The organism is Pseudomonas sp. Irchel 3A18 (assembly GCF_900187465.1).
Lineage (GTDB): Bacteria > Pseudomonadota > Gammaproteobacteria > Pseudomonadales > Pseudomonadaceae > Aquipseudomonas > Aquipseudomonas cichorii.
This window is the reverse complement of record NZ_FYDI01000001.1, coordinates 519,879-540,367: the sequence shown is the minus strand read 5'-3', so window position 1 is coordinate 540,367 and position 20,489 is coordinate 519,879. Positions and strand designations below refer to the sequence as shown.

Sequence of the window (20,489 nt, the reverse complement as noted above, 5' to 3'; positions counted from 1 at the left end):
GAGCCCCCAGCTTAAAGATTGAACTGTCCCTCACAGAGGGTCCCCCCACATATCCTGGCCTTTAAATACTCTAAGGAACGTATCCCTGAACCCTAACAAATCAGGTGGAACAATATCATCCTCCAACTGTGTAACAGTTCTAACAGAAGACTGACTGGCATCACCTCTACTAGCCAAATACCTACTAGTAGTAGTAGGGCGAGCAGCGGCAGTAGATGCGTGTGGAGTGCTTCTACTCTGACCTCTGTTAAAGTCCCGAAGAGCTAAGAATGTGTCAACTTTTTCACTTTCCAAAACACTCCTTGCATGGATAAAAGACCCAATTCCCGCCACCGCACTCGCGACCCCCAATCCCGCCGATACATACCCCAAAATCGCACCTGCATTAGAATCGGGAGCAGAAACCGAAGCTACGCCACTCGCCACCCCCGTCACGCCGGATACAACCCCAAGCCCAACCGATACCTGCGAAGCAACACTCAACGCCCCCCAAGCCGCAGCTACGCCCGCACCCGCTGCGGGTGCTGCCGTGCCCAACGTAGCAACACTGGCAACAATACCGACAATCGAAAGCCCAATCCCGATGACCGGCATCAACCATTTCGGCATATGCCCATCAGGGTCCAGATAATTGACCGGGTCTCCCAGACAATACGCATAAGGATTCAACCCTCCCCGATCAAACGGGCTAAGGCTATCCGGGCTATGAAACCGCATCAGCACCGGGTTGTAGGCGCGATATCCCTGACCGAGCAGGTACCAGCCCGTGGACGGCTCACGCAGTTCGCCGTTGAAGGCGCAGCGGCTGTCCACTGCCGGTGTGTCGCTGCGATGACCATAAGCGCTGTATTCGGCAGACGTGACGCTGCCTGCATCGGCCTCAGCCATTACCGTCTTTTTTGCATCGGTCGCCAGCAGCAAAGTCGCATCCGTTGCTCCGCCCAGACGTTCGGCCAGCAAGGTATCCCTGTTCCCGATAAAGGTTCGCTGCTGCGCACCCTGCAACTGATTGGCCAGTTGCCCTTCCCGGTAGAAACGCTGTTCATGAGCACCCGCTTCGCTGGAGCGGATCAGGCTATCCTGCGCGTCATGGCCATAATCCACCACAGCAGACCCATCGTTGGCAGAAACGGCCAGTAAACGGCTCAACGCATCGTACTCAAGAGAACGCCCGGCTTCGTCGAGCGTCAGGTTGCCGTTGTCATCGTAATCCAGCTCGATATTGGCAGGATAATCGGCATGGCTGTTACGCACGGCACTGAGCTGGGTCGGGTCCTGCCCGGTATATTCGTACTCGGCCATATTGCTGCCACCTGCGAACACCGTCTCGACGCTCAGGATATTATCGAGCGCATCGAACGTGAACGTCTGGCTCTGGATCTGTTTGCCCTGCGGGTCCACCGGCGCATCAGGTCCGGAAGCGGTGTACCGCTCCAGCCGCCCCCTGGCATCGTAAACGAAGGTTTCATCACGCAGCACCGTGCTGCCCTCTTTCAAGGTGCGCTGTTTCAGGTGATCGGCCGCGTCATAGGCCTGAACCAGTTGCTGTTTTGTTCCTCCCGGCAGAGTAAAACTGCGCAAGACCTCACGACCTGCATCGTCGTACTCCAGGCTGACACTCAAGCTCTGGCCGCTGTCCACCGTTGTGATGCTGTCAAGCAGCCCCTGGGCGTTATAGCCAAAAGCCGAGACCAGCGAGCCAGCATCGAGTTGTTCGAGCCGACCGCTTTCGTCATAGCGATAAGTCTGGGTCTGGCCGAGTACATCGGTATATCCGAGCAACAGCCCCTTGAAGCTGTAGCGATACTGCATGGCATAGGCTTCGCCGCCCTGAACCCTGCGCTCCTCCTTGATCTCGCCATTGCCGTAGTAATCGCGCTCCAGTTCCTGATCCTGTTCCTTGCTGCTCAGCAGACGGGCACTCTGCAGGTCATAGGTGTAATCGGCCGTGCTACTCAGCATCTTGCGCTGGGTCGGCTGCTCACCCAATTGAGGCTGGTAGACATAGTCAATTACCTCGCCGCCTGGCGTATAGACCTTGCCGGGCTGTAGCTGACCGCCTGGATACTCGAACCGGCTGACCCGCCCACCAATGGTGGAGCCGGTCATGCGCTTCAAACCATCGAATGTCTGTTCGCCTACTACCACGCCATCGACAGCAATCGATACAGGCAAGTCCTCGCGGCTGTGCAAGGCGTAGGTCCGCTCTACCTGTGCCCTGTCAGGCAGTTGACTGATGCGCAGGCGGTCAAAGGCGTCATACCTGGACTCCCGGTAATTGCGCAACGCATCGAATTGCCCGAAGGTTCGCCCAAGACCATCGTAAGTCGTGGTTTCGAGGCTGATACGCGACTCATCCAGCGCCAGCCGCTCGATAGAATCAGGCTTGTCGAACAGATTGTTCACGGTGACGGTCTTGCCCATCCCGGCCTGCCACTCGCTGGTGGTGCGCTTGATGGGGTCCTGGACCTTGTGCCGCTCGATCCCGTCCGGGCCGGTGATACTGCGCTGTTCACTCCAGTCATCGTATTGATAGGTGTTGGTCAGGGGCAGTTCACGCAATTGCAGCTCCGGCTCATCCTCGACTTCCACCAGCAGCCAGTCACTCTCGGTGTCTTCGATCAACAGCCCGCGCGTGTCGTACAGCGCGCTGTAGGTCTGGAAGAAATCGGCAGGGTTGTTTTCGTCAGCGCCTTGCCGCAACTCCTTCACCACCCGGTTCATGCCATCGAGCAAGGTGCGGGTTTTGACCCCCTTGACGTTGGTGGCTTCCTGCTCGGCCTGCTGACCCTCCACAGCGCTGAGCACATAGCGGTAATGACGCGAGGCTTCGTAGGGTGTACCGGGCGCTGCGGTTTCCTCGATGACCCGGCCCAGTGCATCGTAGCGGTAGGCGATTTCCACGTCGTTGTCGTCGCGGTTGAGCAGTGGCTGGCCGTTGAGCAGCGAGTGTTGCAGGGTATGGGTCTTGCGCACCGTGTCGAAGCTGGTGCTCAGGCTGATGATGGTGTGTTGTACGGTTTCTCCGGCGCGGGCGTTACGGGTTCTCTGGTAGGTGTAGTCGGTGAAGGTCGAGAGGCCATTGAGGGTCTGGGTGTCCTGCAACTTGCGCCCGTGCTGGTAGCGGTCGGTGGGCTGGTTGATGTACGTGAACGCGGTGTGTTGCAGTTCGGTTTCGTCCAGGCCATCCACTTGCAGCAGGCGCTCCTCGGTCACGGCCAGCCAGCCAGGCGTTACGCCGCCACCGACACCGGTTTGCAGCGCGTAGCGATACGCCGTGCGCAGCACCGGGGCCTCGCCGGGCGCGCCGGGGACCGGCGTGACGGTGGTGTCCTGCACGGTCCTGACAAAACCTTGCGGGTCAGGCGGGCAGCCATCGCCCCCGGCGGCCGGGTAATAGCGCCGGGTTTCCAGGGTGCCGTCGGGGTTTTCCTGGGTCAGCAGGTTACCGAAGGTGTCGAAGGTGGTGCGGGTGATTTCTTCATGGGTCTGGCTGGAGGCGCTGGGGTGATACCAGAGCTTCAGCACTTCACGGGGCAACTGGCACTGGGCCGGTTGCTGGTCGAAGGGCAAGCCCGGCGTGCTGTGATAAGTGGTGCGGGTGCTGAGCACATTGTCGCTTTGGGTAACGGTTTCTTCGGTCAGCAGGTGGAAGTTATTGAAGGCACGTACTGTGGTGCGCAGGGCCTGGCCGTCGACCCAGAGCATTTCCGTGCTGGTGTAGGTGTAGCTCTGGTTGGCCTTGTACAGATTGTCCAGACCGTCATCGTCCCAGACCAGCCCGCTGGCGTTGAAGCCCAGAAAGTTGGTGCTGGAATATTGATAACGCACCTCGACCGGCGGCTGGCCGAAGCCGGGGCGCTGTTCATGCCGTAACACGCGGGGCAGCGACGGGTAGCGGTTCTGCGGAAACTCATGACCCTGGGCGTCATAGGTGATGAGTTCATGGCCACCCAACGGGTTATGCACCTGCGCCATGCACAGGTATTCATGGATCAGTTCGTACTGGAAGCGCCAGGCGGCCTGGTTGTCGGTTGGCAGCACGATGCGGGTGACTTCGCCATTGCTGAGCATCAGGCTGAAACGGACCAGGGGTTCGCCGCCACTGCCTTGTCCGGGATGCAAATCGACATTGATCTGCGCGGAGTTGGGGCGTGTAATCTCGAGCAGCAGGCCATAGTCGTCACTGACACTGCGCAGCACGGTTTCACCGGCATAGCTCTCGTAGGTCAGGCTGACCCGATGGCCTTCGGCGGAGTGGATTTCACTGACCCAGGCCAGGGTGTCACCGCCGCGCAGGGTGAGGATTTCCACCAGGCCAGACTTGTGTGTCACCCGATAGCGGCCGGTGGCCTCGACGGCAAAATGAAAGCTGTCGATCTTGCGCTCGGGGACAGTGGGCTGGGTGGGAGAACCTTCGATGCGGAAGGTTTCCCTGGTGGACAACGAGAGGATGCGCGAGACGGTGTCGAAGTGCGACAGGCGCACGCTCCAGCCTTTGCCGAACCCGGTGTTGCGGGGGCTCATGGGGCTGAAGCCGAGGCTGAGGGGCACCGTAGGCCCGCACAGGTGGTTGGCCTTGAGTTCGGGCAAGGTAATGAGGCAGGTGTACTGCCCGGTGCGCGGGTCGACACCGGCCTGAACCGCGCTGAGAAAGTTGAAGGCATTGGAGTGAACGGTAGGCGTAGGCATGGAGAGATCTCCAACATGCAAATCAGGCGTTGTCAGAAACGACTCTTATGGCGATGGAACGGCGGAACGTTCTATTTTGACGCACGAAAGTTTTCCGCCCACCTGACCACTCGTACTGCTGGACATCAACATCACGCCAGGCAAAACAACCGAACCCACTGGCTTTTTCCCGGCTTCCTCAATATCGAAACCTTGTTCCATATGAGTAGGCTGCTTGATGGTTTTGAATCGATAAGAAAAACCGCCGCTTTCCGTACACTCTGGAGAATCATAGAACGAAAAAAATGTCGCCGAGGGAACATTCTCCAGTTTGAAGGCATACGCATCATCATTCTCACACCCCAGTGAGTTATTCTGAAAGTTGAGGGTGGACGTGACAAAAGGAATACTGCAGTTAATCGGGTAAGTGCCATCTGCATTCTTCTTGTTCAAGATAACCAACTGCCCATCGGCGTCAGCAGCCTGCACCGATGAAACAGGGCCGACCATAGAAGTAAATAGGGCCATGACCGAGATCAATGGCAGAAGTTTTAACACGCGCCGCGTCATGACAATGATTCCTGTTATAAGCATTTTATAAAACTGCCTGCATACTTTAAAACCAGAGAGTATCAGGCAGAAAAAATAATACTGTGACTGATGCTAGCAGCCGTTGAATGGCTGGCAACTGGCATTTCTACCAGTAGACAATTGACAGAAGACGGCGGACATTCCTGCTCATGCGCCTTACATGCATTTACAGCAGATGACACTATGAATGGCTACAACATGAATGAGTCCTCAAATGCATAACCAGGATAAAAGGCGATATCCCTCATGATCGGGAGAACATCATGGCTCTTTCAAATGTCACACAGACAACGTCCATAGGCGGCGATTCGCGAGATACACTGCTGAACTGGTTAAAGGAAAACCCCAAGACCCACGGCTGGGATGCTGTCGTGGTTTATAACCGGGGCCGGGCAAATGCGTTATTGATCCAGCAATATATAAAAAAGCTGACTGCCGAAAACTACCTCGCGCCTATAGACGGCCAGATAGAGGGAGCAGGTGAAAAGCTGAAGTTCTTCGGCATCCAGTTAGGCCTGCCCCGGCTTTCATTCGAAAACGCCGATATCGAGCATTCGACAGCCCGGGTGACTCAAGCGATTACCGCGGGGCTGGCCATTCTGCAAAGCGAACCGGCCGGCGGCTACAAGACAGTCCATTCGATCATGCGGCCCAATGGTGCGACAGGACCAACGTTATGGATGGATGTGGACCTGCTGAGCGCGCCGGGTGACGTCACGAAAGCCGGAGAGGTACAGATTGATCTCACAAAAATGACCAGTCTCGATACCGACCTGTTCTCTGACAAGGCAAGCGCCATCCATGCAAAAGATTTTTTCATCAAGCGTTTCAAGGAAAACCCGGAACTACAGGTTTATACCCTGGGCGCCCTGGACAAGAGCGCAGACTCCACTCTGGCCCCGCAAAACTTTGTCGTCCGCACCCAGCCGGCACCTGGCGCCACCAGCAGGGCAGCTCCCAATTATGGCGACGGCGCCGTGGTATTGCTGGTCACTCTGAAAAACGGGACGGACGGTCGAACGCCCACTGTAAATGGGGACTTCAGGTATCTGATCCCCAATGATGAAAACGGCACCCGGTATTCAAGTGCTGTACTGATCTCAAACAACGTCTTGTTCAGCAAGCTCATCACCAATCACTTGAATTCAGTACTGCCCGGGAAAACCCTCACCCCGAAAACGCCGACCGATGGGCAGGGAAAACCGGGGCACATATACCTGGAGTACACACAAGGAGCGATAACAAAGCCTGACTACACATTTGTATGCAATGGTTATTACAGCAACTACATAGTCACCGCCAGCACTCCCCTGATCACCATTCCTCTGGCGGGTGCAACCTTCAAAGCCGGTCACGATGCCATCGACTTCAGCTGGGTTAATAAAACGTTCCCCATCAGCATGCACTATCACAACACCCGAGGTGAACTGAGCGATACACACTCCGATGAAACAGTGACCATTCAGACAAACCTGAACCTGGCTTCAACACTCAGCATCTACCCTGACACCGGCGTCATACACTTTGAACAGGAAGACGTGGTCGATGAGCAAATCGAAATCGATATGCCAAGGAATCATTACGCACAGAACCTTGATCGTTACATGAATGATTTGCGCAACGTCATCAAGGACAATCTTTTTGAATTCACCAAAAGTCTGACGCTTCCCGATATCAACACATTCCTGTTACGCAACCTGCTATTTCCCGACAATAACCTGATGGTCCTGACAGACGCTCACGTCCCCGGTGATCTGGCTGTCTTCGGCAATGTCAGCCCTTCCCTGACCAGTTTCGTGATAGAACCCGAACAGGCCGTCCTGAATCCCGGGAGCACCCGGACATTCAGAGTCGAGCCCGCTGCCACAGTGACCTGGAGCGTGCAAGGCTTGCCGGGGGACAGCCACCCCGTCGGCTCAATCAACGATCAGGGCGTGTACACCGCCCCCACTGCGCAAGAACTTGAAGGCCGGGAGACTCAGCAAGTCATCATTACCGCCACCGGCACAACAACACGGGGTATGGAAGCGTCCTCTTCGACCCTTGTATCGATTATCACCCAGACCATTACCCTGAACCCGGTCTTTTCGGTAACCGAACCTGAAGGCAGCCTCCAGTTCACCGTCGCAATAGCGGATGAAAGACCGCTGCAATGGGCCATGAAAGACCCAGGCCAAGGCGGCAGGCTGGAACCTGAAACAGGCCTGACTACGACCTATACGGCCTCACCGCTTCAGGTTTCAGGCATGTTCACTCTGGAAACCATTCAGGTGACTGACGATCAGGCCAACATGGGGCAGGCCCACGTGCTGGTCCTCAACAGAGCGCTCGGCGGGCAGGTAGACGTGGATTTTGCCCAGGCTGCGAGTGGCAAGGCACAACTGAGATTCCTGAAACAATACGGTGCCGATCTTACCCCTGTTCCGCCAGAGAAACTGACATGGACATTGCTGGCAGGTACAGGCTCCGTGGATGCCTCAGGCCTCTATACCGAACCGCAATATCAGGTCACGGGATTTGCCTTGATTACCTGCGCATTTGCTCGCGAACCCGACTTCGAAGGCGCGCCCATACCCGTCGACTATGGATACACCGCAATAGCACTCCCCTTGCCGCAATATTCCGGCAAGGCAATGAAATACCCATAAACAAGGGAACTTGAAAGGCCACTGGTATTTCTGCCAGTAGACAACTTTCACAAGACCGTAGAGATTCTTTACCGCACAGCGAAGCTTGCACGAACTTATAACAGGCATCGTTTTGTACGACGACAGCAGTCTTTAGTCATTAAATGCATAACCTCCCCGGAAGGCGACACTCTTTATTACATGGAAACCATCATGACTCTTCCAGACGACACACACATAAAGGCTGTAGGCGGTAAATCACGAGACGCTCTGTTGACCTGGCTACAGCAAAACCCCAAGACCCAGGGCTGGGACGCCATTGTGGTTTATAACCGTGGGCGGGCCAATGCGTTACTGTTGCAACAATATATAAAAAAACTGACCTCCGAAAACTACATGTCTCCCATCGACGGGCATATCGAGGGAGAGGAAGGCTCAAAACTTAACTTCTTCGGCATTCAGTTAGGCCTGCCCAGGATTTCTTTCGAAAATGCCGATATCGAGCACTCCAAAGCCAAGATTACTCAACCCATTACCGCAGGACTGGCCATTCTGAAAAGCGAACCGGTCGGCGGTTACAAAGGCATTCATTCCATCATGCGGCCCAATGGAGCCGCAGGGCCAACGTTATGGATGGATGTGGACCTGATCAATGCACCCGGCAACGTAACAGATGCCGGAGTCGTACAGATTGATCTCTCAAAAATGACCGCATTCGATACCGACCTCTTCTCGGACCAGGTAAGCATCATCAATGCAAAAAACTTCTTCCTTGAACGCTTCAAGGAAAAACCGGAGCTGCAGGTTTATACCCTGGGTGCCCTCAACACAAGCATGGACACCACACTCACCCCGAAAAATTTTATCATACGTACCCAGGCGGCACCTGGGGCCAAAAACCGGGCAGCACCCAACTACAGCGACGGCGCCGTAGTGTTGCTGGTGACATTGAAAGGCGGGACTGACGGTGGCGCCCCTACCGAAAACAGCGACTTCGAGTATCTGATTCCCAATGATGAAAACGGAACCAAGTACTCGAGTGCTGTACTGCTTTCAAATAGAGTCCTGTTCAGCAAGCTGATTCTGCCAGTGCTCAATCAACACCCCAATATGACTTACGAACTGAAATCACCCACGGATGAAGATGGCAAAGCTTTACACTTATATGCACAAGCCTTGAAAGAAAACTATGTAAAACCGGCGGGCACAGTATTTACAAGCTCCTCTGACGGACACCATAGCACCTTGAGATTACTGGAAGACGCTGTTATTAAAGTCACGGAGGAAGCCCCCTACTCCGGTGTAGTATTAAAGGCCCAGAATAACACTCTTCACGTAGAGTGGAATGCCCATAACACAAGCGATTGGAACCAGAAAGTTGATGTCAATAACGGCAACGATACGGATGTCAACGGCCAGTTTGAATTCAATCTATATACCAAGACAGACATGACACCTGAAGTAGATCCGATTACCAGCGCCATCCAGTTTTCGACGACCGTAAGTGCTGAAACCGGGAGCAGTATAGGCGACTATGATTGGCTGAATTTTTTCGGTTTCGATCATCGAGCCGTATTTTTTAGAACATGGTACGAAAAGCTGAACGAGCATTTCTTCAACCATATTGCCAACATCAAGATCCCCGACATCGACACATTCCTGTTACGAAATCTCCTGTTTCCCGACAGTAACTCAATGGTCCTGACAGACGCTCATGTACCCGGAGATCTGGCCATTTTCGGCAATGTCGACCCTTCCCTGACCAGCTTCGTGATAGAACCCGAACAAGTCATTCTGAATCCGGGCAGCACCAAGACATTCAGCGTCGCACCGGCAGCTACCGTGACCTGGAGCGTGCAAGGTTTACCAGGGGACACCAGCCCCTTCGGCTCGATCACCAATGAGGGCGTCTATACCGCACCTACAGTGGCGGAACTTCAAGGCAGCGACTCCCAGCAGGCAATCATTACCGCGACAGGCACAACAGCACGAGGTATTGCGGCCTCGTCTTCAACCCTTGTCTCCATTGTCAGCCAGACCATTTCCCTGAATCCGATCTTCTCGGTAACCAAATCCAATGGCGAACTGAGCTTTACCGCTGGAACTCTTGATGACAGGCCACTGAAATGGGCCATGAAGAACCCGGCCCAAGGTGGTCAGTTGAACCCCACTACGGGCAAGAGCACAACCTATAAAGCCTCTGCCGACAACTCGACAGATATGTTCATCCAGGATGTGATTCAAGTGACTGACGATCAGGGCAACATAGGCCAGGCCGAAGTACTGGTGATCAACAAGGTACTGGGCGGACAGGTAGAAGTTGATCTGGCCCAGGCGGCGCAAGGCAAAGCCCAATTGAACTTCATGAAACAATACGACAGCGGGCCTATACCCGTTCCGCACAACAAACTGGTCTGGGCATTGCTGGGGGGCACAGGCTCGGTGAATGAACTGGGTGTCTACACCGAACCACAGGAAAAACTGCCGGGGTTCGCCATCATTACCTGCACATTTGCTCGCGAGCCGGAATTTGAAGGCGCTCCCATACCCATCGATTACGGATACACCGTCATACCACTGCCCTTGTCGCAGTACCCGGATATAGGCAGGGCCTACCATTAAATCAGGAAGCCTGAATGGCCACTGCATTTGGTAGTGGCCTGGGACAAGGAGTCAATCGAGGTGTGACATGGCAAATTCACTGAATTCACTTTTACAGAAAATTAAAGGCAGAACCAATACCCTGGGCTGGGGGGCGATCGTGTCCTTCAACCGTACCAAGGCCAATCATTTACTGGCGCAGCAGCATATCGCACGGTTCAGCACAGACAGCTTCCTGCCCGCGATCCGCGGTACGGTGCAACTGGAAGGGCCAGAAACACTGGAACTGAGCGGGATCATTCTCAGTGCCCCACGTCTCTCGTTTGAAAATGCATCATTGAAGGACTCCAGGGCACGCCTGAATATGGACATCGTGGGAGGCACCGTCACTCACTACAGCAATGCCCCTGGTTCTCCTACGCGAGCGCTCTCCAGTTTCAATATTTCCGAACAGCATGGCTACCGCTTGAATGCCGATATTGAATTGAGAAAAGTAGTGGGAGGCATCAACAAGAGCTCTCACGTCATTCTGGATATCTCGAAAGCCACAGAGTTCACGTCCAACCTGATTGATCTGGGCGCCAGCCCGACGCTGATAGGCGATTTTTTCAAGGCCCGATTCGATGAGTTGCCCGCCGAACAGCAAATCTATTCACTGGGGTTGCTGGACTTCAATGCCGATGACCTGTTGGCACCCAAGGACTTTTATATCCTGACCCAGGCAGCGCCTGAAGGAAAGAATCTCAAGTCGGACAGTTATGGCGATGGCGCCGTGGTGTTATTTGTTCGCACCAAAAACAATTTTTACGATGGAACGTTACCGACAAGCGAGAGCACGTTTCCTTACCTTATTCCCGATGACAAGGTGACGGGTGAGGAGCGTTCAAAATACTCCGGCTCATTGCTCATTTCTCGCCAGGCTGTCATGTACTGGTTCATTATGCCGTATATAAAACAGCATATCGGCAAGGGGTTGAACTTTGAAGTCAAGGACGATGATCAACAGACAGGTGATTATCAACTGGTTGCGGTCGCGGGAGAGTACCCGGCGGAGCCGATCGACATTCAATATCAGCATGCGAATCATCATCTTCACTTTATAAAAGATGATCTGCGCTTTAAGTTCTCACAAAAACTGTCACTTATCGTCAGGTCGGATTTTCGCCTTGAGTTAAAATGGGTCGGAACCAGCAATGAAGTCTTTCATTTCTGGGACGATATCGCAGGATGGTGGGACGAACACAGAGATGCCTTGGTCGGATTCGAGCATGAAGTCTCTATTATTTTCGATAACCAACTGAACGCGAGCAACAACACCATTACTTTTGTGCAGTCGCCCCTCTCCAGTTATAAAGCGACCGTCACCGCTCCGGACGCACTCCATGAAAAACTGAAGATTAAAGTTCAGGAAGTTCTGGAGGGTATCCTCAAGGAGCTTCTAGACCTTTTCAAATCCATCGACATCCCTGAAATAAATTTCTTCGGCATCAACCACCTGCTGTTCCCGGAACACAACGCCCTGATCCTGAAAGAAGCCTACTTGCCCGGCGACCTGGCCCTGTTCGGGGAAGTCGACCCGGCCCTGACTTCATTCAGCCTCAACCCACTCTATGTCACCGTCAAGACCGGTGACACGCTGCAATTTGAAATCGTCGAACTGCGTTATCGGGCCCGTGCGGCCAATATCACCTGGAGCGTTCGTGACATCGACGGGTCCCGCTCCCAGGGTGTCATCACGACGGGAGGGTTGTTTACCGCACCTTCGGTCGGGCAACTTGAAGACACGACCGCCCGCAACGTCGTGACCGCCACCTACACCGACCCGCAAAGCCAGGAAACACGGACGGCTTCTGCGCTGGTGGTGATCGTATCCAGCTCCATGGCCATGACACCTGCACTGCATGCCATAGACCTGCGAGCGCCGCGCAATGTTACCTTCAAAGTCTCGACACTGACCGGCAACACCGTGACCTGGACTGCCCTTCCCCCTGAGCAAGGAACTATCACCGGCAACGGCAAGGAAGCGACTTATACCCCTCCTGCCACCTTACCCTCTGGCAAATTCATGCCGGTGACGGTTGAAGCGATTGACAGCGTTACCAAGGCACGCTGCCCGGGCACGGTACTGCTCGTCAATGGCGTCATGCCCATGGACGTCAAACCGGCTTTTCACCCGGGACTCGCACCGGACGCATCCCTGCATATGTCCCTGCCTGGACAACTGGCTGACGTACTCGCCGTGCAATGGAGCGTGGCCACGGGTGAAGGCAGCATCGATGCCACCGGCAACTTCAAGGCTCCGGCGACGATCACCCAGCCTTATACCGTTATTCAGGGCAGCTATTTCGATGGCGTGGGTACCCAATCAGGCTACGGGGTCATTCATCTGTCCGAAATAGCCCCCCGCGCTAAGTGGGTGCGCCTTGAGGACTTCACCATCAAGGAACAATCCGGGTCGGTAAAACTGTTCGCCAATGGCCTGGAACAAATCAAGGTGAGAGTGGCCGTCAAGCCGTTCGACGATCAAAACACAGAAGTTACCCTCACGCCTTCCGAGCTGAACAGCATGCGCCTGATCGTTGCTGACACACTGAATGAACTGCCTTATATCGGTGAGGAAGGGGTGCCCGCCGATACACCTGAAGGCAAAGAATGGGGCGTCAATGAGTCCAGAAACGCTTATCTGTATTATCCTCCTGACGCCCCCCTGACCCCTGAACCACAGGCTCTGGATGGCAGTGGAAAATCCCTGTATATCCAGACCCGCAGCCCGATACCGTTAAAAATAGCAGTTGCCTTGACCCGCGCCGATCAGGCCGAATTCAATTCCACTGAACAAAATGGTTCCGAAGAAAAACACAACATCATAGAAATCACCCCCCGAACCGTGCCCACTTATGCCATAGAAAGTTATGAGTTCGAGCACATTCGGGTGGTGGGCGGAGCAGACAATGATTACGAACTCAATACCATCGATTATTACTACCTGAGATTCAAACAATCCACCCAGAATATAAAGTTCGTTACGGTCGCATTTGATGGCCCCGCCAGCATGACTCAGTGGGAAAGCCGTCAATATGCGGAACTCATGGGCAGTTACACCGGCTACGCGCTGCCCGGTAGTCGAACACTCTTGTTCGAGCCTTTGTTGATGCAAAGCATTGCACCTGAGTTACGCCCAAGCCTTGATGTCATTGCTGGCCATGAAGCACCTGAGGGCGCCCTCTTGATCAGCCTGCATCGACGTTCAGACTTTCTATTCGACAACGAAAGTGGTTTCGTTCAACCGATGAAGCTGAAATTGATTGATGAATACGGCAACCAGCACAAGATTACCGTGGGATTCAACTCGCCGACTGACCGTAACACATTGAAGATTACGGCCACCAACTGACGTACTCACTAAACACTATAAGAGCCGATAAACAGACTGTTTAACGGCTCTTGTCTGGGGATTGCTCCATGCCCACACCCACTGTTCACTCCAATGCCTTCAACTTTCTCAGCGCGGTTCAGGCCGGTGTCGACCCGCGCACCGGTCAGTACACCTGCCTCATTACCTTGCCCGAACTCAAGGCCAACCACCTGTGCGGACCTACGGTGCCCCTCAGCCTCGGCTTCAGCCCCATGAGCCCCCGCAACACCGGGTTCGGCAAAGGCTGGAGCGTGCGCCTGTCGCACTTCGACACCGTCTCGCGCATCCTCTCGTTGTCCACCGGGGAAACCTTCCGCATCGAAGGTTCTCCCACCCAGCCCACTGTCCCCGAGCGCAAGATCGACAGCTTTCATTTTGCCGTCGAGGCCACCGGCCGCTATCGGGTGACACACAAGTCTGGCCTGGTGGAAATCCTCACCCTGCGCGGCGGTGACACCCTGGCCTGGGTCAGTGAAATCCACTCCGCCGAAGGCCATCGGGTCAGCCTGACCTACGAGAGCTATGCCGGTGAAACCGTGCTGCGCAGTGTCAGTGACGACTATGGCCTGCTGCTTGACATCACACGCCCCAACTCCGCGCAGATCAATGTCGATTTGCATCCCGGACAAGGCAGTGGCGGCGAACCCCTGGTCCGTTTCAGCCTGATGCTCAGCAATGGCGAAGTCACCCGCATCGTGCTGCCAACCGACAACCAGGCCGCCTGGCGCTTCCAGTACGAACTGATCCATGAATACCTGTGCATGGCGCAGGTGCATAACCCGTTGGGTGGCCATGAACTCATCACCTATGACGCCCAGGGTCATGAGTTTCCGCAGAACCGCTACCCGTCGCTGCCCCGCGTGTTACGGCATGAACAGCGCCCCGGCTTCGGCCAGCCGCCGGTCGAGGTGCGTTATCAATATTCCAACACCAATTTTCTGGGTTTCAACGCCAGCGGGCTGATCTGGGACGACGATGGTCTGGACAATCTCTACAAGGCCAACCAGAGCTACACCTACAACAGTACGGAAATGCTCTGGCTCGATGGCAAGGCCTTGCGCACCACAGTGCGGGCCTTCAATAACTTCCACCTGCTGACCGAGGAAACCGTCACCCAAAGCGACAATGTGCTCAGCACCCGCACCACATATCACAGCACGCCGGGCTTGCCCTTCGACCAGCAACCGGCCCAGTGCCAGTTGCCCCGTGAAGTGCTGAAGATCTGGTATCACCCCAGCGCTTCCAGCCAGACCCATGAAGAAACCACCCGCACCACCTTCGACACCTTCGGCAACCTGCTGACCCAGGAAAACCCCGACGGCACCCTGGAAACCCGGCGCTATTACCCGGCCGCCGGTGGCGATGGCTGCCCGCCCGATCCTCAAGGTTTTGTAAGGACCGTGCAGGACACCACCGTCACGCCGGTCCCCGGCGCGCCCGGCGAGGCCCCGGTGTTGCGCACCGCGTATCGCTACGCGCTGCAAACCGGCGTGGGTGGCGGCGCAGCGCCCGGCTGGCTGGCCGTGACCGATGAGCGCCTGCTGCAAGTGGATGGCCTGGACGAAACCGAGCTTCAGCACACCGCGTTCACCTACATCCACCAGCCCACCGATCGTTATCAGCACGGGCGCAAGTTGCAGGACACCCAGACCCTCAATGGCCTCTCGACGATCACCGACTACACCTACCAGAGAACCCGTAATGCCCGCGCCGGGGAAACCGTGCAGCACACCATCATCAGCCTGAGCACCAGCTTCGATACCGTGCGCAAGACCCATACCCTGCAACACTCGCTGTTCAACGGCCAGCCACTGCTCAATCGCGACGACAACGACGTGGAAATCGCCTACCGCTACGATGCACTGGGCCGGGTCATCGAGGAAACCGCAGCGCCCGGTACACCCTACGAAGCCTCGCGTCATTACCGCTATGTGCTCAGCGCTGTGGAGGGTCAGCAGGCCGAGCAGGAAGCCACCAACGTCAAGGGGGTCAAAACCCGCACCTTGCTCGATGGCATGAACCGGGTGGTGAAGGAGTTGCGGCAAGGCGCTGACGAAAACAACCCTGCCGATTTCTTCCAGACCTACAGCGCGCTGTACGACACGCGCGGGCTGTTGATCGAAGACACCGAGAGTGACTGGCTGCTGGTGGAAGTCGAGGATGAGCCGGAGCTGCAATTGCGTGAACTGCCCCTGACCAACACCTACCAATACGATGACTGGGGTGAACAGCGCAGTGCCACCGACCCGGATGGGATTTCCCGGATTGCCGAAACGGATCCGATACGCAAGACCGTGCGCAACTGGGTGCAGAGCAGCGATACGCCACCACAGATCAGCAACCTGACCGAAACCAAAAGCAACCGGTTCGGCAAACCCGAATGGTCCAGAACACTGGACGCTGCTGACAACCTTATAGGCCAGACGGATTATGCCTATGACGGCCTGGGGCGCTGTATCCAGAAAGTCGATGCGCTCAGGCGCAGCACAAGCTTCGGTTACGACGCCCTGTCACGGGTCATCAGCACCACCCTCCCCGACCTGACCGTGATCGAAAAGGATTATGCGTTACACAGCAGCGATGCCTTGCCGACAAGAATCTGCGCCAGGCCAGACAATGCAACAGAATCCATCCTGCTGGGTGAACAACAGTTCGATGGACTGGATCGCGCGACACACGTCAGCGTCGGCCCTCGCACCACCACCCTGGTCTACAAGGGCGGACAGATGCAGGTGGATGAATGCATCACTCCCGCCAGGCACTCCATTCATTATGAATACAGCCTGGGCCTGAGCGATCAGCCAGTGCGCACCATCGCCGAGAGTGAACAGGCGGACTTTACCTATGACTTCAAGACGGCCGCCTTGATGACCTCGCAAAACAGTCGCAGCCGCACCGAGTTCGATTACAACCTGAACGGTGGATTGAAAGCGGAACGCCGCGTGGAAGACGGAGTGACACGGGAAACCCTGCATACGGCTTCCTTTGGCGGACGGGCGTTGAGCCGCCAGGAGCCAGGCGGGCTGACGTCAGTCTATGAGTACGATCAGCTCGGCCGCGCCCGGTCAGTGAAACAGGGACAGTTGCAGACCGGATTCACCTGGTCCAGCCTGGGTCGGTTGCAGAGTACTCTCACGACGGATACAGGCAGTGGCAACACGTTACAGACCAGCCTGCAATACAACGATCAGGGACAGGAAACCGAGCGTACCCTTGAACTGAGCGGCCACGATACCCGCACGATTACCCAGACATGGCGCAAGGACGGCAGGCTGACGTCCAGGCATCTGAAAACCGCCGACCGCTCATTGCTCGATGAAACCTTCGATTACGACGAACGCGGCCGCCTCGTGCTGCATGCCTGTACCGGAGAAACGCTGCCACAGGATCGTTATGGCAACGGGATCAGCGAACAACATTTCGATTTCGATGCGCTGGACAATATCACTGCAGTACTCAGCACCTTTATCGATGGCAGCACCGATCAGGCATTGTTCGGCTTTGCCATTGATGATCCGACGCAACTGGTCAGCATCACCCACACTCACCCGGACTACCCTGCCAGCATCACGCTGGATTACGACGCCGATGGCAATCTGTTGCACGACGAAAATGCTCAGCTACTGGCTTATGACACTCAGAGCCGCTTGCTGGGTGTAACCGCAACAGATGGCACAGCGGCAGCGCAATACCGCTATGACTCGCACAACCAACTGGTTGGCGTCAGTCAAGGCAGTCAAATCGAGGCGCTGCGTTTCTATCAGGGCGAACGCTTGAGCAGCAGTATTCAGGGCAACGAAACCACCTGTTATCTGTATGGCGACAATCAACCGCTGGGGCAGCAGACCCTCGGCGATGGGGCAAAGACCCTGTTATTCATGACCGACGCCAAGCAAAGCCTGCTCGGCGAAAGCCAGCAGGCCGATCTGCGCACGGCGGTGTACAGCGCCTATGGGGAACGCAGCAGTGACGATGGCATGCGTAACCTGCTGGGCTTCAATGGTGAAGTGCGCGATGAGGTCAGCGGCTGGTATCTGCTGGGCCGTGGCTACCGAGCCTATAACCCGATACTGATGCGTTTCCATAGCCCCGACAGCCTCAGCCCGTTCGGCGCTGGCGGGCTCAACCCTTATGTCTATTGCCTGGGCGACCCGATCGGCTTCGTCGACCCCACCGGGCATATGTCCCGTGGTCTGTTTCTGGGGCTCAATATCGCAGGCCTGGTGCTGGGGATCATTGGCACCGTTGCGACCGGTGGAGTGGCTGCGCCGGCATTGACCATGCAGTTCGGCCTGTTCGCGGTTGCCCAGACGGCGGGGGTTGCGGCGGTGGTGACAGGCGGGATCGGCGCTTATACCCCGGATACACAGGCCAAGAAAGCGCTGGGCATAACAAGCACTGTGCTGGGGATCATATCGACTCTGGCGGGTGCGGCTGCATTTTTTACGGGGAGGTCAAAGTGGGATTTCGCTAAGGCGGCAAGTACCGGAACTGATGATCTACCAAAGACTGCGCCTACCAGCTCAATGGATATAGGAAGAGCAATGCCTGTAGAGAACGTAGCGTCTGTAGACATGGCAACGCAGACAACACATGAATCAGGCCGAATACTTACCTTCGATAAACGAGTATGGAGGATATCTGGTGGCGAACTGAACGAATTGCCCAAACCGGGCATGGGCAGGCCTAACACTATACATGCCTCGACTCAAACACCGCCCCCCCCTCCGCCCCGAGTGGCTTTCAAACCACCGCCGCCCCCATCCCCCCGGGCAAGTACTCCAGAAGTCGAGATAGTGCCGCCCCCGTCTGGATCTGAAGCAGCAGTAAAATTAGTCCGTCCAGCCAAGCCCTCCACTGGACAGGAATCTCCCCGCGCTTCCACGGAGCTTATTGACAAGATCAATAGTGCAAGTGGCCTAGTGACATCTAACGGCAAAACACTTCATCCTGGTGATCTAATAGGAAAACTGAGAAAAATATAATCGTAAGCGTAGCCGGCCTGAAGACATCAAAAAACCGCCTCCCCCCTTGCGCCGAGGCGGTTTCACGATTCAAGCCACCAACGTCAACTCCAGCCGTCTGAACACCCTGTACGACAACCCGCCATCGAAACTCACTTCAATATATACCGAGAAGACCGCATTGAGTTTCAACTGTTCCAGAAACGAACGAACCAGCACGGCGTTGACTCTCTCTGCAACGATCTCACTTGAAGTTACCTCACGCGCCTTGAACATGTCGAAGTACAGATCGCCCCCCGTATTCTTGTCCACTCCCTCTGCCCGCATATTCATCTTTTGCTTCTCGGCCATAAACACCCATGCCCGGGTGAAGAAGTCTGCTCCACCGGCGGGTACTGCAGAAAGACGAAGTGTCTCCGGTGTCCCGCTTGCCTGTTCGCATTGTGGCTGGGGAAACCGGGCATCGGGAATCGGCAGGATGGTCAGCAGATACTTCCCGGACTCTTCAACCTTGCCACCCTGATGGGTCAAGGTGTAATACACGTCGACTTCTCTGCCTGAACCTATATTGCCGGGTACTGCGATAGCCGGTATTCCATACTCAAGACCACCCGCCGCGATGGGGGTAGTTGTGACGTGGCTGGCCTCGGGAGTAATACCGGTCCAGTAGACCGTGAGCAGGTCGGAGGGCTGCAGATCGATTTCCGAGGGGATGACCACCACGGCCCCATCCGTGACGAGCATCGGGTCCAGTGTTCCCTTGCCACCGCCTGCTGGCAGCGATTTCCTGACCGAAGGCATCAGCAACGGAATCGGCTGCGCATCCACGGACAGCAGTGCGGCGCGAGACAATACACTGAGGTTTCCGGCCCGGTCCTGAACTTCATAGGTCGCATACCGCTGGCCATCGCCACCGGCAACAATCACATCGCCATCGATTGCGATGTCCAGGCTCATATCGACCAAGCTCAAGGTCTTCTCACCCGCCAGCAGAGAACCAACCGGTGCTTGCTCCCAATACCAACTGATGGTGTCGCCGGGCCGATGGGGGGAATAGGTGGGGACAGTGGCCGGAAGTGTATTGTTGTGCTCCTCCAGATAACGGGCCGTGACCCTGTTACCGATCAGATCGGGAAGAAAAGCCAGCGGGTCTTTATTGCCGGCAAGCGTGGCAGGAGTTCTGTCAATGGTGATGGCAATAGGGTCAGACTCGTTAGTGTTGCCGGTTGAAAGTGTGACCTTGTAAAACAACTGGTGCGTACCTTCAGTCAGTTCAGCCAGAGGAATCTCCGCAAACAGAGTGTCTGGATCAGTGATGGGCGTCGTGAATGTCTTTACAGCCACTTCCCGCCTGTCCCAGTTCAGCACGACCCTTTCATTGCGGCCCGGTACTGGATCGCTTCCGCCCCATAAGGGAAATGTCACTTTCAGGTTTCTTTGCAATGCCGCCAGAGGCAGAAGATTGGTTTCTCCTCCCGGAATGTCCGGCAAAGCCTCTGGCACTGCTGGCGGGCTCAAGTTCGCTAAAAAATCAGTCGCTTCCATATCGCGTTTCTCCCATATAACCTGCCAGGAATATAACCGGCCACCCCCCTTGCGCGCAGACACGCAAATTGTCGG

Annotated in this window: 7 protein-coding genes; 4 read left to right on the top strand and 3 right to left on the bottom strand. The window is 55.7% G+C overall.

Features of this window, described 5'->3' with window-relative positions; genetic code table 11:
• Positions 1 to 30 precede the first annotated feature (30 nt).
• Both CKW23_RS02250 and CKW23_RS02245 read right to left on the bottom strand, forming a co-directional pair.
• Positions 31 to 4,692: an RHS repeat domain-containing protein gene (locus CKW23_RS02250; RefSeq protein ID WP_095066956.1), complete on the bottom strand. Its 4,662-nt coding sequence runs from the start codon at positions 4,690 to 4,692 to the stop codon at positions 31 to 33.
• A gap of 45 nt (positions 4,693 to 4,737) precedes the next feature.
• Entirely contained in the window at positions 4,738 to 5,241 is a 504-nt protein-coding gene (locus CKW23_RS02245) for a hypothetical protein (protein WP_025260565.1), read from the bottom strand.
• 284 nt (positions 5,242 to 5,525) lie between these two features.
• Between CKW23_RS02245 and CKW23_RS02240 the strand changes: the two genes are divergently transcribed.
• The 4 genes from CKW23_RS02240 (at position 5,526) to CKW23_RS02225 (ending at position 18,890) form a co-directional block, all read left to right on the top strand.
• Positions 5,526 to 7,910 carry a hypothetical protein gene (locus tag CKW23_RS02240; protein WP_095066955.1) on the top strand — a complete coding sequence of 795 codons (2,385 nt, stop codon included), beginning with the start codon at positions 5,526 to 5,528 and terminating at the stop codon, positions 7,908 to 7,910.
• A 192-nt stretch (positions 7,911 to 8,102) separates the two neighbouring features.
• Positions 8,103 to 10,511, top strand: coding sequence for a hypothetical protein (locus CKW23_RS02235; RefSeq protein WP_143498871.1), 2,409 nt, complete (start codon positions 8,103 to 8,105; stop codon positions 10,509 to 10,511).
• A gap of 67 nt (positions 10,512 to 10,578) precedes the next feature.
• Complete coding sequence (locus CKW23_RS02230) at positions 10,579 to 13,884, top strand: hypothetical protein (RefSeq protein WP_095066953.1); 3,306 nt, start codon at positions 10,579 to 10,581, stop codon at positions 13,882 to 13,884.
• A 68-nt stretch (positions 13,885 to 13,952) separates the two neighbouring features.
• Positions 13,953 to 18,890, top strand: a complete 4,938-nt coding sequence (locus tag CKW23_RS02225; RefSeq protein ID WP_095066952.1) for an RHS repeat-associated core domain-containing protein — start codon at positions 13,953 to 13,955, stop codon at positions 18,888 to 18,890.
• Positions 18,891 to 18,959: 69 nt separating this feature from the next.
• Here CKW23_RS02225 and CKW23_RS02220 read toward each other — a convergent pair whose 3' ends face one another.
• Positions 18,960 to 20,414 (bottom strand): hypothetical protein, encoded by a 1,455-nt coding sequence (locus CKW23_RS02220; protein WP_143498868.1) that lies wholly within the window; start codon positions 20,412 to 20,414, stop codon positions 18,960 to 18,962.
• Positions 20,415 to 20,489: the final 75 nt, after the last annotated feature.